The sequence below is a fragment of the Winogradskyella haliclonae genome (assembly GCF_014635865.1).
Classification (GTDB): domain Bacteria; phylum Bacteroidota; class Bacteroidia; order Flavobacteriales; family Flavobacteriaceae; genus Winogradskyella; species Winogradskyella haliclonae.
Genome location: NZ_BMDQ01000003.1, coordinates 21,854 through 35,929, shown reverse-complemented (window position 1 = coordinate 35,929; position 14,076 = coordinate 21,854). Strand labels below are relative to the sequence as shown.

Annotated in this window: 15 protein-coding genes and 1 other RNA gene; 11 read left to right on the top strand and 5 right to left on the bottom strand. The window is 33.0% G+C overall.

Going from position 1 to position 14,076, the window contains the following annotated elements; all coding sequences use genetic code 11:
- Window positions 1–6: 6 nt before the first annotated feature.
- Complete coding sequence (locus IEV10_RS10585; RefSeq protein ID WP_188374705.1) at window positions 7–1,695, bottom strand: M23 family metallopeptidase; 1,689 nt, start codon at window positions 1,693–1,695, stop codon at window positions 7–9.
- A 277-nt stretch (window positions 1,696–1,972) separates the two neighbouring features.
- Here IEV10_RS10585 and IEV10_RS10580 point away from each other — a divergent pair, with 277 nt between their 5' ends.
- The 4 genes from IEV10_RS10580 to rny all read left to right on the top strand — a co-directional run bounded on the left by IEV10_RS10580 (window position 1,973) and on the right by rny (window position 4,387).
- Entirely contained in the window at window positions 1,973–2,263 is a 291-nt protein-coding gene (locus IEV10_RS10580; RefSeq protein ID WP_188374704.1) for a coiled-coil domain-containing protein, read from the top strand.
- A 15-nt stretch (window positions 2,264–2,278) separates the two neighbouring features.
- Entirely contained in the window at window positions 2,279–2,566 is a 288-nt protein-coding gene (locus tag IEV10_RS10575; RefSeq protein ID WP_188374703.1) for a cell division protein ZapA, read from the top strand.
- A gap of 60 nt (window positions 2,567–2,626) precedes the next feature.
- A non-coding RNA gene (gene ssrS, locus IEV10_RS10570) (6S RNA) lies at window positions 2,627–2,752 on the top strand.
- Window positions 2,753–2,809: 57 nt separating this feature from the next.
- Window positions 2,810–4,387 (top strand): ribonuclease Y, encoded by a 1,578-nt coding sequence (gene rny / locus IEV10_RS10565; RefSeq protein WP_188374702.1) that lies wholly within the window; start codon window positions 2,810–2,812, stop codon window positions 4,385–4,387.
- A 38-nt stretch (window positions 4,388–4,425) separates the two neighbouring features.
- Here the strand turns inward: rny and xerD are convergent, their stop codons facing one another.
- Window positions 4,426–5,346: a site-specific tyrosine recombinase XerD gene (gene xerD, locus IEV10_RS10560; protein ID WP_188374701.1), complete on the bottom strand. Its 921-nt coding sequence runs from the start codon at window positions 5,344–5,346 to the stop codon at window positions 4,426–4,428.
- Window positions 5,347–5,560: 214 nt separating this feature from the next.
- Between xerD and IEV10_RS10555 the strand changes: the two genes are divergently transcribed.
- From IEV10_RS10555 to IEV10_RS10545, 3 genes are all read left to right on the top strand, one after another.
- Window positions 5,561–6,103, top strand: a complete 543-nt coding sequence (locus IEV10_RS10555; RefSeq protein WP_188374700.1) for a hypothetical protein — start codon at window positions 5,561–5,563, stop codon at window positions 6,101–6,103.
- A 77-nt stretch (window positions 6,104–6,180) separates the two neighbouring features.
- The gene (aroQ, locus tag IEV10_RS10550) at window positions 6,181–6,597 is read left to right on the top strand and encodes a type II 3-dehydroquinate dehydratase (RefSeq protein ID WP_188374699.1); all 417 of its coding nucleotides are present in this window, start codon (window positions 6,181–6,183) and stop codon (window positions 6,595–6,597) included.
- Between the two features lie 10 nt (window positions 6,598–6,607).
- On the top strand, window positions 6,608–7,087 hold the full coding sequence (locus IEV10_RS10545; protein WP_188374698.1) for a hypothetical protein: 480 nt from the start codon (window positions 6,608–6,610) through the stop codon (window positions 7,085–7,087).
- Window positions 7,088–7,138: 51 nt separating this feature from the next.
- Here the strand turns inward: IEV10_RS10545 and lpdA are convergent, their stop codons facing one another.
- Window positions 7,139–8,515 carry a dihydrolipoyl dehydrogenase gene (lpdA, locus tag IEV10_RS10540; protein ID WP_188374697.1) on the bottom strand — a complete coding sequence of 459 codons (1,377 nt, stop codon included), beginning with the start codon at window positions 8,513–8,515 and terminating at the stop codon, window positions 7,139–7,141.
- Window positions 8,516–8,621: 106 nt separating this feature from the next.
- On the opposite strand from lpdA, the gene IEV10_RS10535 reads away from it, so the two are divergent.
- Complete coding sequence (locus IEV10_RS10535; RefSeq protein WP_188374696.1) at window positions 8,622–9,905, top strand: NAD(P)/FAD-dependent oxidoreductase; 1,284 nt, start codon at window positions 8,622–8,624, stop codon at window positions 9,903–9,905.
- Here IEV10_RS10535 and IEV10_RS10530 read toward each other — a convergent pair whose 3' ends face one another.
- Both IEV10_RS10530 and msrB read right to left on the bottom strand, forming a co-directional pair.
- Complete coding sequence (locus IEV10_RS10530; RefSeq protein WP_188374695.1) at window positions 9,906–10,457, bottom strand: DUF1572 family protein; 552 nt, start codon at window positions 10,455–10,457, stop codon at window positions 9,906–9,908.
- The gene (msrB, locus tag IEV10_RS10525; RefSeq protein ID WP_188374694.1) at window positions 10,454–10,939 is read right to left on the bottom strand and encodes a peptide-methionine (R)-S-oxide reductase MsrB; all 486 of its coding nucleotides are present in this window, start codon (window positions 10,937–10,939) and stop codon (window positions 10,454–10,456) included. Before msrB ends, IEV10_RS10530 begins: the two co-directional genes overlap by 4 nt.
- 121 nt (window positions 10,940–11,060) lie before the next feature.
- On the opposite strand from msrB, the gene IEV10_RS10520 reads away from it, so the two are divergent.
- The 3 genes from IEV10_RS10520 to IEV10_RS10510 all read left to right on the top strand — a co-directional run bounded on the left by IEV10_RS10520 (window position 11,061) and on the right by IEV10_RS10510 (window position 14,060).
- Window positions 11,061–11,888, top strand: coding sequence for a M48 family metallopeptidase (locus tag IEV10_RS10520; protein ID WP_188374693.1), 828 nt, complete (start codon window positions 11,061–11,063; stop codon window positions 11,886–11,888).
- A 67-nt stretch (window positions 11,889–11,955) separates the two neighbouring features.
- Window positions 11,956–13,281 carry an MFS transporter gene (locus IEV10_RS10515; RefSeq protein ID WP_188374692.1) on the top strand — a complete coding sequence of 442 codons (1,326 nt, stop codon included), beginning with the start codon at window positions 11,956–11,958 and terminating at the stop codon, window positions 13,279–13,281.
- Between the two features lie 41 nt (window positions 13,282–13,322).
- Window positions 13,323–14,060, top strand: coding sequence for a DUF5004 domain-containing protein (locus IEV10_RS10510; RefSeq protein WP_188374691.1), 738 nt, complete (start codon window positions 13,323–13,325; stop codon window positions 14,058–14,060).
- The last annotated feature ends 16 nt before the right edge of the window (window positions 14,061–14,076 follow it).

The window sequence follows — 14,076 nt, the reverse complement described above, 5'->3', positions numbered from 1 at the left end:
TAGGTTTTATTTTCTGAAAAATGTTGCTTCAAATGTAGAACTATTTCCAACATTATCAGTTACAATAATTTTTAAATTGTTTTCTGTATCAGTAACGACATTATCATTAAAATCGTGCGTTAATGTATTGGTTTTATAATCGTATTCCATCAAAATCCATTTACCATTAACTGTAGCTCTATACTTAGATATTCCTGATAAATCATCACTAATTTTCACCTTAAGGTATCTATACTTACTTAACCACTTTTTGTTGGTGAAATTTACAGGTTTAATTTCTGGAGAAATAGTGTCTGTAGCCAAAGTATAAAGCCCCAAGGTTTTACTCCTAGCAGTTAGTGTGTCTCCTTTACGTTTAGTACTCACATAACTTGGCTTTTTATAATAACCATAAAGTCTAGCAATAAATAATTTGCTTTTGTCTACATCTTTATATTTACTAATATCAAAATCAACAACAAAGCTTTTTTGTAATGGTACTGTATCTTTATGGAGATAAATAGTATCACAACTTACCTTAAAATCCATTAAAATATCTTGATAAACTGAATTTGAGTAAAATGTAATTTGTGTATTTTGCTCTTTTAAAACAGTTGTACCTTGATTTTTTATTAAGTGCTTTTCTGTAGGGGTTGTATCATTTTTAGTTTTTACTGTTTTTAGTTTTCCAACAATTGGTATTTTTAATTGAGTCGTATTGTTTTTATAGTCTTTGATATCAATTCTGTATACTGAAGATGTACTATCTTCAATTTTAATGTAGCCATTGTCAACTACATTTTTATACATGCTTAATGGATTGTTCTCTTCAATAAATAATTTTTGGCTTCGTGTCTTTTTAGTTTTCCACAGTTCAAAATCGACATAGCGGTTAAGGTGTTTCGTTTCACTAAAGCTAAAACGTTTAAAATCCATTTCAAACACTTTATTACCATTCAAAAAAGACGAAATATTACTTACGCCATTATTATTTGGTGCTAAATCCTGCTTATCGTAACTCACAACGCCAAACCCAATATCTCCATAAGCAGTAATTTTTTCTACTTTATAATCTCCATTTTTCTGAGGGATAAGACGTAGTGGAATTCGTTCATTTTTACCATTAATGAAAGAGTTCTCATCTTTTGGATAGGCATAAACCGATGAAATAAAAGGTTTTTTACTGTCTTTAATATCAATACCAAAAAGCATTGGGTTTATAGGGCGTTCTGCATTATCTCTAATTTCAAAATGTAAATGCGGTCCTCCAGAACCACCTGTGTTTCCTGAAAATGCTATAACTTCATCAGTGTCAACTAAAAGTTCTTTAGTACTAGGAAACATCTCAACTTCATAACTCTCTTTTTCGTATTGACACTCTTTAATGTAGGCTTCTATTTTAGGTGAAAATTTTTTAAGATGACCATAAACAGTTGTATATCCATTAGGGTGTGTGACATACAAGGCTTTTCCATAACCGTGATGAGATATCTTAATTCGGCTCACATAGCCCATAGCTGAAGTATATACTTTGAGACCAGTTTTGCGCTGAGTTTTTATATCAAGTCCCGAATGAAAATGATTTGACCTTAATTCTGCAAAAGTGCCAGACAGCACTAGAGTAATATCTAATGGGTCTCTAAAATAATCTTGAGGGTATTCGGATTGCGAATATAGACTTGAACTAATTAAGAAAAAGAAAAGGATTTTTTTCATTTAGGATTCCATTGAGGCTAAAATATTAATTTGAATACGAATGTCAAGTGTTAAAACTGTATTATTTTTAATACAGAAATTTAAAGTTTTTGTTTGATATCTTGAATCTTTAATGAAGAAAATTATCATTTCAGGTTATAATTAAAGCGTCTTTTATCTCTGGTAATTCCTTAACGTTTTAATCTTATTGATGTTATGTAAATCAAAAATAATTGTAAAACAATTGGGTTTTTAGATTAGGTATGTTAACTTTGTTACATAGTGTTGTAAGACGCAAATGAGTAAAATTGAAGACATTGTAGATACGTTAGAAAACCGAATTTCTAAGGTTTTGCATAAGCAAGAAGTGCTTAAACAAACAAATGCAAAACTTTCGGAGCAATTAGAAAACTATCAAAAGCAAGTCCTTGAATATCAAGAGCAAATAAGTGAATGGTCTGATAGATATGAAACACTCAAAACAGCAAATGCAATGCTTGGTAGTGACGAAAATAAACGAGAAACAAAGCTCAAAATAAATTCGCTAATCAGAGATATTGACCATTGTATAGCACAATTGTCTGAGTAGTGTAAAACATAGTGGATGTCAAATCAGCTTAAAATAAAAATTTCAATAGCTAATCGTGTATATCCATTGACAATAAACCCAAGCCAAGAAGAGGGATTGCGTAAAGCGGCAAAAAGGATTGAGGCAATGATTGGGCAATTTGAGCAAAGCTATTCTGTAAGAGATAAGCAAGATGTATTAGCCATGTGTGCGTTACAATTTGCAGCTCAAGTAGAGCAAAAAACAATAGACAAGGAATATGTAAATGAAGAAGTTCAGGAAAAGTTAGAAGCTTTAAACGAACTTTTGCACAACCATATTTAACTCGTACGTTCTTTAAAATAAACAAAGGTTACTGCCTACATTAGTTATATTTTTTGATAAACTCAACGTTAATTCTTTAAAAAGGGTGAGTTGAAGTTGTAAAATCGCGCTGCTGTTTCTATTCATTTAGAATCTAGGCAGATTTTTGAGCAACTTGTTAGCCCTAAACTTGTTTTTAAGGAGTTTATACAGAATCCAAAACTGATGTAGGCTTTTTTTATATACTAAAACTAAACTATAAACATGGACACTAACACTATTATATATATTGCTGGAGCTGTTGTTTTGGGATTGGTAATAGGCTTTATAATAGCTAAATCCTTAGAAAAAGGAAGAGCTTCAAAATTAATATCTGAAGCAGAAAGCGAGTCTAAAACCATTCTTAAACAGGCTAAGTTAGATGCAGAAGCATTAAAGAAAGATAAAATACTCCAAGCCAAAGAAAAATTTATAGAGCTTAAAGCAGAGCATGAAAAAGTAATTTTATCGAGAGATAAAAAAATGGCTGAAGCTGAGAAGCGAATTAGAGACAAAGAATCTCAGATTTCTAACGAATTATCCAAAGCAAAAAAATCTAACCAATCTCTAGATGATAAAATTAAAGATTATGATTTTAGACTTGAGTTTGTAGAAAAGAAGAAGGATGAACTAGAAAAAGCACATAGAAGTCAAATAAAACAATTAGAAGTCATATCTGCATTATCTGCTGATGAAGCAAAAGAACAATTAGTAGAGTCGCTTAAAGAAGAAGCTAAGACCGATGCTATGGCTTTTGTGCAAGATAGAGTAGAAGAGGCTAAACTTACGGCACAGCAAGAAGCTAAAAAGATTATTATTAATACTATTCAGCGTATAGGTACAGAAGAGGCTGTTGACAATTGTGTATCTGTATTTAATATTGAATCTGATGATGTAAAAGGCAGAATTATTGGTCGAGAAGGGCGTAATATTCGTGCCATAGAGGCAGCGACAGGTGTTGAGATTATTGTAGATGACACACCAGAAGCTATTATTTTATCTTGTTTTGATTCTGTAAGACGTGAGGTTGCACGCTTATCATTACATAAACTGGTTACGGATGGACGTATTCACCCAGCACGTATTGAAGAAGTCGTACGTAAAACGCAAAAGCAAATTGAGCAAGAAATTATAGAGGTTGGTAAGCGAACAGTTATCGATTTAGGAATTCATGGTTTACATCCAGAACTAATTAAGATGGTAGGTCGTATGAAATACCGTTCTTCTTATGGTCAAAATTTACTGCAACACTCACGTGAAGTGGCAAAACTCTGTGGTGTTATGGCTGCAGAATTGGGACTAAACCCTAAACTCGCCAAACGTGCAGGTTTATTACACGATATAGGGAAAGTTCCTGATGCGGAAGCAGATGTAGAAACCCCTCACGCAATTTTAGGTATGAAATGGGCTGAGAAACATGGAGAAAAACCAGAAGTTTGTAATGCTATTGGTGCCCATCATGACGAAATAGAAATGACTACACTATTATCACCAATCATTCAGGTTTGTGATGCAATTTCTGGAGCACGCCCAGGCGCAAGACGACAAGTATTAGATTCTTATATACAACGTCTTAAAGATTTAGAAGCCGTAGCTTTTGGTTTTACTGGCGTGAAGAAAGCTTATGCAATACAAGCAGGTAGAGAATTACGCGTTATAGTAGAAAGTGAAAAAGTATCTGATGATAAAGCTGCAAGCTTATCTTTTGAGATTTCACAGAAAATACAAACCGACATGACCTATCCTGGTCAGGTTAAAGTCACTGTAATTAGAGAAACTAGAGCAGTTAATATCGCTAAATAGAATATTTTGCAATACATATACAGAAAAAAACACTCTAATTAGAGTGTTTTTTGTTTTCTAGGATGAAAGGTATTTATAACCTTATTAAGATGAGATTTATCGATATGCGTGTATATTTCTGTAGTCGTTATGCTTTCGTGACCGAGCATCATTTGTATCGCTCTTAAATCTGCACCGTTTTCTAGTAGATGTGTGGCAAACGAATGTCTAAATGTATGAGGAGATACAGTTTTTTTAAGTCCAATTTTGTTTACTAGTTTTTTAATAATTGTAAATACCATAGCTCGTGTGAGCTTGTTGCCTTTATAATTGAGGAATAATATGTCTTTAGATTCTGTGCTTATATTAATATTACTTCTAATATCTAACCAAATAGTTATTAAATTTTGTGTTGCTTTACCAATTGGGACAAAACGTTCTTTATTTCCTTTTCCACTTACTTTAATAAACCCTTCATCAAAATATAAATCCGAAATTTTTAAGTCGGTTAGTTCGCTAACACGCAAGCCACAACTATAAAGGCTCTCTAAAATAGCTTTATTGCGATGCCCTAGATTTATGCCTCTAAACTCATAACTTAAATCTATTGCAGATATAATATTGTCTATATCTTCGACCGAAAGTGTATCAGGCAGTTTGCGACCTAACCTGGGAGATTCAATTAAGTCTACAGGATTAGTTTCTCTATAGTTTTCAAAAACTAAGTAATCAAAGAAATTTCGTAATCCAGAAATAATTCTAGCTTGAGTTCTTGGGCTCAAATCTTTAGATATTTTGTAAATAAATTGCTGAACTATTTCTTTTTTTATAGTAATTGGGGATACAGAATTTTGGTTATCATTTAGAAAAGAAATTAAGCGTTTAATATCATATTCATAGTTGTCAATGGTGTTATCAGATAGGCCTCTTTCAAGCCTCAAATAGGTCTTAAAATCAACAAGATAAGTGCTCCATTTCATCGTTTATGCGCATAAATTTACCGTTTAAAGTACATTTTTTTTAAGAATATTATTTATCATATTTCTAAATTGTTAATAACAAATAGTATAAATAATTGAAAATCAATATTTTATATTTTATGTTTATAAAAATGTTAATAAACCTAGATAAATGCTTCTTTTTTAAATGAAAAAGTATTTAGTTTGCACTATCAATTTTAAAAACTTATACATTATGAAAAAATTATTTTTTGCAGCTTTAGCTGTATTTGCGTTTAGTTTTTCTAACGCCCAAGATGAAGGTGGTTCAGCGACTTCAGAAGGTACTTGGCTAATTGAAGCTAATACTGGTAATGCAATGCTTGGTTCTACATCTTTTATGTTTGCTTCATCAGATGGTACTTCTCAGTATAATTTAGGTTTAGATGGAGGATACTTTATTTCTGATAACCTAGCTATAAAAGCTGGTTTAGGTTTTGGTGGAATCAGCCCAGATGTAGGAGATAGTGTAAGCGCATTTTCATACAGATTAGGAGCTAAGTACTATCTAGGTGGTGAGTTTCCTATCGGAGTAGATTTAACAGGTGCTTCAGGTGATGGTGCTGAGAACGGTGCAGGTGAAACTCCATTATGGTTAGGTCTTCAAGGTGGTTATGCTTGGTTTGTTGCCGATAATATTGCAATTGAGCCAGGATTACGTTATAACCTATCTTTAAATGAAGATTTTTCTGACGAAGGTGTTTTCCAGTTTAACATTGGTTTTACATTATTCTTATAATTAGAATAATAGACAAATATTAAGAACCGAGGCTTTAGTCTCGGTTTTTTTATATCCAATTTTTATACCTTTACTGCATGAAGAAACTCATTATTATTAATGGTCCAAATCTTAATCTGCTTGGAAAGCGAGAACCTGAGATTTATGGCAATCAGACCTTTAAGGATTATTTCGAATCACTTAAGCATCACTTTGAAGGTATAGAATTAGAATACTATCAAAGCAATATAGAAGGCGAACTCATTAATAAATTACATGAAATTGGTTTCTCTTATAATGGTATTATTTTAAATGCCGGCGCTTATACGCATACTTCGATAGGTATTGGAGATGCTATTGCCAGTATTAAAACTCCAGTTATTGAAGTCCATATATCAAATACGTATTCAAGAGAAGAGTTTAGGCATAAATCTTTTATTGCGCCTAATGCAAAAGGAATAGTCATTGGCTTCGGATTGCAGAGTTATGAATTGGCTATAAGAAGCTTACTTTAACCTTAAAATTATGAGGCACTATTTGCCTATACTACTTATACTTGCTCTTGGTGTTTCTAGTAATATAAATGCGCAAACTAGTTTTGGAATTAAAGGAGGTGCTAGTTTAACGTTCTTTAATGAAGATAATGGTATTTTTGGAGAGAATCCAGAAACCGAAGTCGGTTATTTCGGTGGTGTTTTCCTTGATATCATAATAGATAAAGGGTTTCATATTCAACCTGAATTTGTTTACAAAGGTATTGGAGATTTTGAGTTTTTAAATGCACCAATATATCTTAAATACGATGTAGATAATAATTTTCATTTATTGGCAGGACCAAGCCTTAATTATTTTTTCAATTTTTTTAGTAATAAATTCAGAGTTAGAGCAGATGTAAGTTTGGCTTATGATATTTCGGAAGACTTAGATATAAATCTCAAATACACTATTGGTTTTGAGGAAATATCACCTAACATACTTTTTATAGGTTTGGGATACAGGCTATAAAAAAACGCTCAATTTATGAATTGAGCGTTTTTTTACAATAATTTTTTCTAATTATAAATGAATAACCTCATCATAAGCATCAGCCACAGCTTCCATGACAGCTTCACTCATGGTTGGATGAGGATGCACAGCTTTTAATACTTCATGTCCGGTAGTTTCAAGTTTACGACCTAAAACAGCTTCTGCAATCATATCGGTTACGCCAGCACCAATCATATGGCAACCTAACCATTCGCCATATTTAGCATCAAAAATCACTTTTACAAAACCATCTTTGTTGCCGCCTGCACTTGCCTTTCCTGATGCAGAGAATGGGAATTTTCCGATTTTCACATCAAGACCTTGTTCTTTAGCTTGAGCTTCAGTTAAACCAACACTCGCTATTTCTGGTGAGCAATATGTACAACCAGGAATGTTTCCGTAATCTAAAGCTTCAACATGCTGTCCGGCTATTTTTTCAACACAAAGTATGCCCTCAGCAGAAGCTACGTGAGCTAAGGCTTGACCAGGTGTCACATCACCAATGGCATAGTAACCTGGAATGTTAGTTTGGTAATAATCGTTTACCAAAATTTTATCTCTATCTACAGCAATACCTACATCTTCTAAACCTATATTTTCTATATTAGATTTAATACCTACAGCAGATAAAACGATATCAGCTTCTAGAACTTCTTCTCCTTTTTTAGTTTTCACAGTGGCTTTAACACCTTTACCAGATGTGTCTACTGAAGTTACTTCAGCGGAAGTCATAATTTTAATTCCAGATTTTTTAAAACTACGCTCTAATTGTTTTGATACTTCATCATCTTCGACAGGAACAATTTTTGGCATGTACTCAACAATGGTAACTTCTGTCCCCATAGAGTTATAAAAATATGCAAACTCAACACCAATAGCACCTGATCCAACAACAATCATTTTCTTTGGTTGGGTAGCTAGTGTCATCGCTTGACGATAACCAATCACTTTTTTACCATCTTGAGGTAAACTTGGCAGCTCACGAGAACGAGCTCCAGTTGCTACAATGATGTGATCTGCAGAGTATTCCGTACCATCTACATCAATTTTCTTTCCAGGTTTTAATTTTCCGAAACCTTCTATGACGTCAATCTTATTTTTTTTCATTAAAAATTTAACGCCATTACTCATACCGTCAGCAACACCTCGACTACGTTTTACCACAGCATCAAAATCATGCTGAGCATCCTTAACTTTTAAGCCGTAATCTTCAGCATGTTTAAGATATTCGAAAACTTGAGCAGATTTTAATAAGGCCTTTGTTGGAATACAACCCCAATTCAAGCATACACCACCTAAACTTTCTTTTTCTACAACTGCAGTTTTAAAGCCGAGTTGCGAAGCTCTAATAGCAGTAACATAACCACCTGGGCCACTTCCTAAAACTATGATATCGTATTTACTCATGGGTAAGTTTTTTAGTTGAAATTTTAAGCTACGAATTTACAAAATCGAATTAGAATAATGAATTTAGTGCCCTATAAATTCATTATCTTTACAAAATATAATTTATATGAATATTCCTAAGACAAGCTTTCCTAGAATTGTAATTATTGGCGGTGGTTTTGCAGGTATAGCGTTAGCTAAAAAATTATCAAAACAAGAAGTACAAGTTATACTTTTAGATAAGAATAATTACCACACTTTTCAACCTTTGTTATATCAGGTTTCTACTGGAGGATTAGAACCTGATTCTATTGCATATCCTATTAGAAAAATATTGAAAGATTTCCCTAATTTTTACTTTAGATTAGCTAATGTAGAGAGTATTAATCATCAGGATAAACTAGTAAATACTAACATAGGTGAACTCAATTTTGATTATTTAGTCATTGCATCTGGATCACAAACCAATTATTATGGCAATAGTGAGATAAAGAAGCATAGCATGGCTATGAAGACCATACCACAATCACTTAATTTAAGAAGTTTAATTCTCGAAAATTTTGAAGATGCCTTATTGACTCCTGACTTGAATGAGCGAAATGCATTAATGAATTTTGTAATTGTTGGAGGTGGTCCTACTGGTGTGGAATTGGCTGGAGCCTTAGCAGAAATTAAAAAAGGTATTTTACCTAAAGACTATCCAGATTTAGATACACGTTTAGCACAAATACATATTGTACAGGGTGAGAATCGTCTGTTGTATGGTATGAGCAATAAGTCTTCGGAAAAAGCAGAGAAATTTTTAGAAAAATTAGGGGTTCATGTATGGAAAAATCTAAGAGTCACAAATTATGATGGGACTACCGTAACTACCAATAGTGACGTTTCGTTTGAAACAGCTACTGTGGTATGGGCAGCAGGAGTAAAAGGCGCTACTATTAATGGTATTGATGCAAAGGATTTAATAGGACCAGGTAACCGTATTATGGTTAATGAATTTAATCAGGTAAAGGGATTTTCAGATATTTTTGCTATTGGGGATATCGCATTTATGAAAACCAAAAAGTTTCCCAATGGGTTGCCCATGGTTGCTCAACCTGCCATACAACAAGGTAGACTTTTAGGGGAAAACCTGATAAGAATCGTAAAAAAGAAACCACTAAAATCATTTGTATATAAAGACAAAGGCTCAATGGCAACAATAGGTCGGAATAAGGCTGTAGTGGATTTAAAAAAGTTTAAGTTCCAAGGTGTTTTTGCTTGGTATGTGTGGATGTTTGTGCACTTGTTCTTTATAATTGGGTTCAGAAACCGTATAATAGTATTTATCAATTGGGTATACAACTACATTAGATTTGATAGAGAAGCACGATTAATCATAAGACCTTATAAAAAGAGTCATAAATCATAGTCATAAATCTTCAGTAAAATGTCTACGACTTTTTACTTTTTGAAATTTATCTTTATTATAATCCTCGGATTTGTTTTTTGGAATTGATAAAGATTGCCAATTACTCCCTTTTATTAATTTACCTAAAAAAACAATCTGACCCACATGATAGGCGTAATGCATCATTTGCCTATTTATAGCTTCTGTAACAGTATGTCCTTGATTTCTGATATATATAATCTTATCTAAATCATCATCAATTAAAGGTCTAATAGCTTCAAATAAGCAAGTCCAACCTGTATTCCATGTCTTAATCAATTCCTCTTTAGAAGAGAATGTATTTATAAACTCTTGATTTCTATGTCTCCATTCTTTTTCACCGTCTTCAATTAAAAAATTTGTCCAACGACTTAGCATATTACCTGCTAAATGTTTTACAATAATTGCAATCGAATTAGAATCCTTATCAAATTCTTTCTTCAATTCTTCAAAAGACAATTGCAAGATGGTTTTGTCTCCAAGGTTTTTGTAGTATTGAAATTGTTTTATTGAGCTTGATAAATAGCTTTTCATCCTTTTTCAGAAGGTATAAACTTAAGCGCTACACCATTTATACAATGGCGTTTTCCTGTAGTTTTAGGACCATCATTAAAAACATGTCCTAAATGTCCACCGCATGTTGCACAATGTTCTTCGGTGCGTGCATAACCAATTTTATAATCCGTGGAGAAAGCTACATTACCTTTTATTTCACGGTCAAAACTAGGCCAACCCGTTCCAGAATCAAATTTATGTTCACTTTTAAACAAGGGTGTATCACATGCAGCACAATGGTACACACCTTTTTTATAGTTTTTGTTAAGAGGACTTGTAAAAGGACGTTCGGTTCCTGCTTCTCTTAATACATAATATTGTATATCAGATAATTGATTCTTCCATTCAGAATCTGTTTTGGTAATTGGGAATTCTTTTTTTTCTTTCTTTTTAGAGTTTTGAGCAGAACTGTTACAACCCAAAAAAAGACTTATCATAGCAAATAGAGCAATTTTTCTCATGACAACATTTAAATTTGATCTTTATATAAATATACATTCAAAGTCGAATTTGAAGGTTTTAGTTTACAGATTTTAACATGATTTTTGTATTTTTAAAAAAATTGAAAAATCATCTACTATAATGAATATTAAAAAATCTATAGCCTTATTTGGGCTAATTATAGTCTTTATTTCATGTGCTACAAATCCTTTTACAGGTAAGAAGACTATGGCATTCGTATCCAATGCACAATTATTTCCAGCGTCTTTTGCTCAGTATAACCAAGTTAAAAGCGAAAATAAAGTTGTAACTGGTACAAAAGATGCTGAAATGATAAAGCGTGTAGGTCAACGTATTGCAGTAGCTGCTGAGCGTTGGTTAAATGCCAACGGAAATCAGGGCTATCTTAAAGATTACAAATGGGAATATTCTTTAATAGAGTCTGAGCAAGTGAACGCTTGGTGTATGCCAGGAGGTAAAATTGCGTTTTATACAGGAATCTTACCTATTGCAGCTAATGAAACAGGTGTTGCTGCAATTATGGGACACGAGGTTGCCCATGCACTTGCTAATCATGGACAGCAACGTATGAGTGCAGCTTATCTTCAACAAGGTTTGGCGTTGGCGGGGAACGTTGCATTAGCCAATGACCCAAAAAGCAGAAACATTTTTAACCAATCTTATGGTGTTGTTTCTAATGTGGGTGGAATGTTACCTTTTAGTCGTTCTCATGAGACTCAAGCTGATGAAATAGGATTAAGATTAATGGCATTAGCTGGTTATAACCCTGATGAAGCTTCAGAGTTATGGAAACGTATGAAGGCAAAAAGTGGAGGACAAGCGCCGCCAGAATTTATGAGTACACATCCTAGTAATGACACACGTATTGCAAACTTGAAGCAATGGGCGCCTGCAGCAAAGCAAGAAGCTGCTAAATTTGGAGTTACAGAATTTAGACCAATAAATTAATCTTTGGATAACAATATATTGTTTACTTTAGAAGCCGTTCATGAGAGCGGCTTTTATATTTATTTATATGAAAAGAACATTAGAAAAAGGGAGTAAAAAACTTATCAATGCATGGGCGTTTTACGATTGGGCCAATTCGGTTTATTCTTTAGTAATAAGTACAGCAGTTTTTCCAATTTATTATGATGGTATGACATCAGCCATGGCTAATAGCCAAGGGGAAATTGAATTTTTGAGTACATTATGGAATTCAACAACATTGTTAAATTATACGATAGGATTTTATATGCTAGTAGTAGCGTTTATTTCTCCAATACTATCAGGTATTGCCGATTACACTGGAAATAAACTCAAGTTTCTTAAATTCTTTTGTTTACTAGGTTCTCTATCAGTAGCTTGCTTATTTTTCTTTAAAGATGAAAGTACGCTTTGGGTTGGGATTTTATGTACAATTACTGCAGGTATAGGTTTCTGGGGAAGTATTGTTTTTTATAATGCGTATTTACCTGAAGTTGCTCATCCAGAACAGCAGGACAATGTAAGTGCTAAAGGATTTATATATGGGTATTTAGGCTCTGTGTTATTATTGATTTTAAGTTTGGTGTTAATAGAAACTGAAGTTTTTGGCCTTTATGATAAGGCATTTGGTTCTCGAATTACTTTTTTATTAGTTGGTATTTGGTGGATTGGTTTTGCACAAATTACATACAAAAGGCTTTCTAAATTACCTATGGGAGAGCGTCAGAAAGCATCTAGTCAATCTATAATTTGGAGCGGTTTCAAAGAGTTAAAAACAGTAGCTAATGAGATAGTGGGTTATCCACAATTAAGAACATTTTTAATTTCTTTCTTTCTTTTTAGTGTTGGCGCGCAAACTATAATCTATATGGCAGGAATTTTTGGCAGCAATGAGTTAGGGTTGCCAACAATGAATTTAATACTTACAATTTTAGTCGTACAACTAGTTGCTGTAGTAGGTGCTTATTTATTTTCTCGATTATCTAACAGAATCGGAAATATTAAAACTCTAAAAATCACTATAGCGATATGGTGTTTGGTTTGTTTTATAGCATTTATGATTGATAAATCGCAAGAAAATGTTGAATTATATTTTTATGGTCTTGGAGGCTTACTAGGCTTAGTTTTAGGAGCTATTCAATCTATTTCTCGTTCTACGTATTCAAAGTTATTACCTGAAACAAATGATACAGCTACTTACTTTAGTTTTTATGATGTGACCGAAAAGATTGCTATAGTTTTAGGCATGATTGTTTTTGGATTACTTATTTCTATTACAGGTTCTATGCAATGGTCTGTACTAAGTTTAGGTGTATTTTTTCTAATTTCTTTTGTCGTATTAAGCACTATAGGAAAGACGAAATATGTAAAATAAAAGTTATGTTTGTAAGTTTAAAACCCAATTCTAAATCAATTATGAAAAAAATTATAGCCTTATTTTGTGTGTTTTTAATTTGTTCTGCTTTCCAGTGTGAGGATGAGCCTTTAGAAGGAGAGTTTATCTCTGATGAAGCTGCGGCATGCCAAGCTGCAACATTAGAAACAGCGGAAGCAGCTCTTGCTTTTTTAGGAGCAGGAGATGATACTTTTACAGAAATATGTAATGCTTATAAAGCCGCAATTGAAGCTCAAATATTAGCTTGTGGTGATGAAGATGGTAGTTTGCAAGCTATTATAGAACAATTAGGTGATTGTACCATGACAACCACTCCTGAAGCTGACATTGTTGGAACTTGGTTATTAACAGCTTGGATAGGTGAAGAGCCTATTGATTTAAATAATGATGGTACAGAGAATACCAACTTTCTTGAAGAAATGGATTGTTACAATAATGAAACTCTGGTATTTAACAGTGACAATGCGGGTATGACCGTGAGCACATCATTTGCTGATATAGAAATATTTCTTGAAGATGGTTCTGACTCTGAATTTGATTTTACTGTAGATTGTATTCTTGAAAATGAATCTACTGATTTTACATGGACTCAATCTGGTAGCACTATTACTACTACAGACGTTTTTGGGACTTTTGATTGGGAGTTAGATGGTAATACTTTATCAACTACTATTCCTGATGGTTTTACAGTTATTAATACAGAAGATGCTACTGTTAGTACTATTCAAGACTTAATTTTTGTATATACCAAGCAATAGGTAAACTATGTAAATA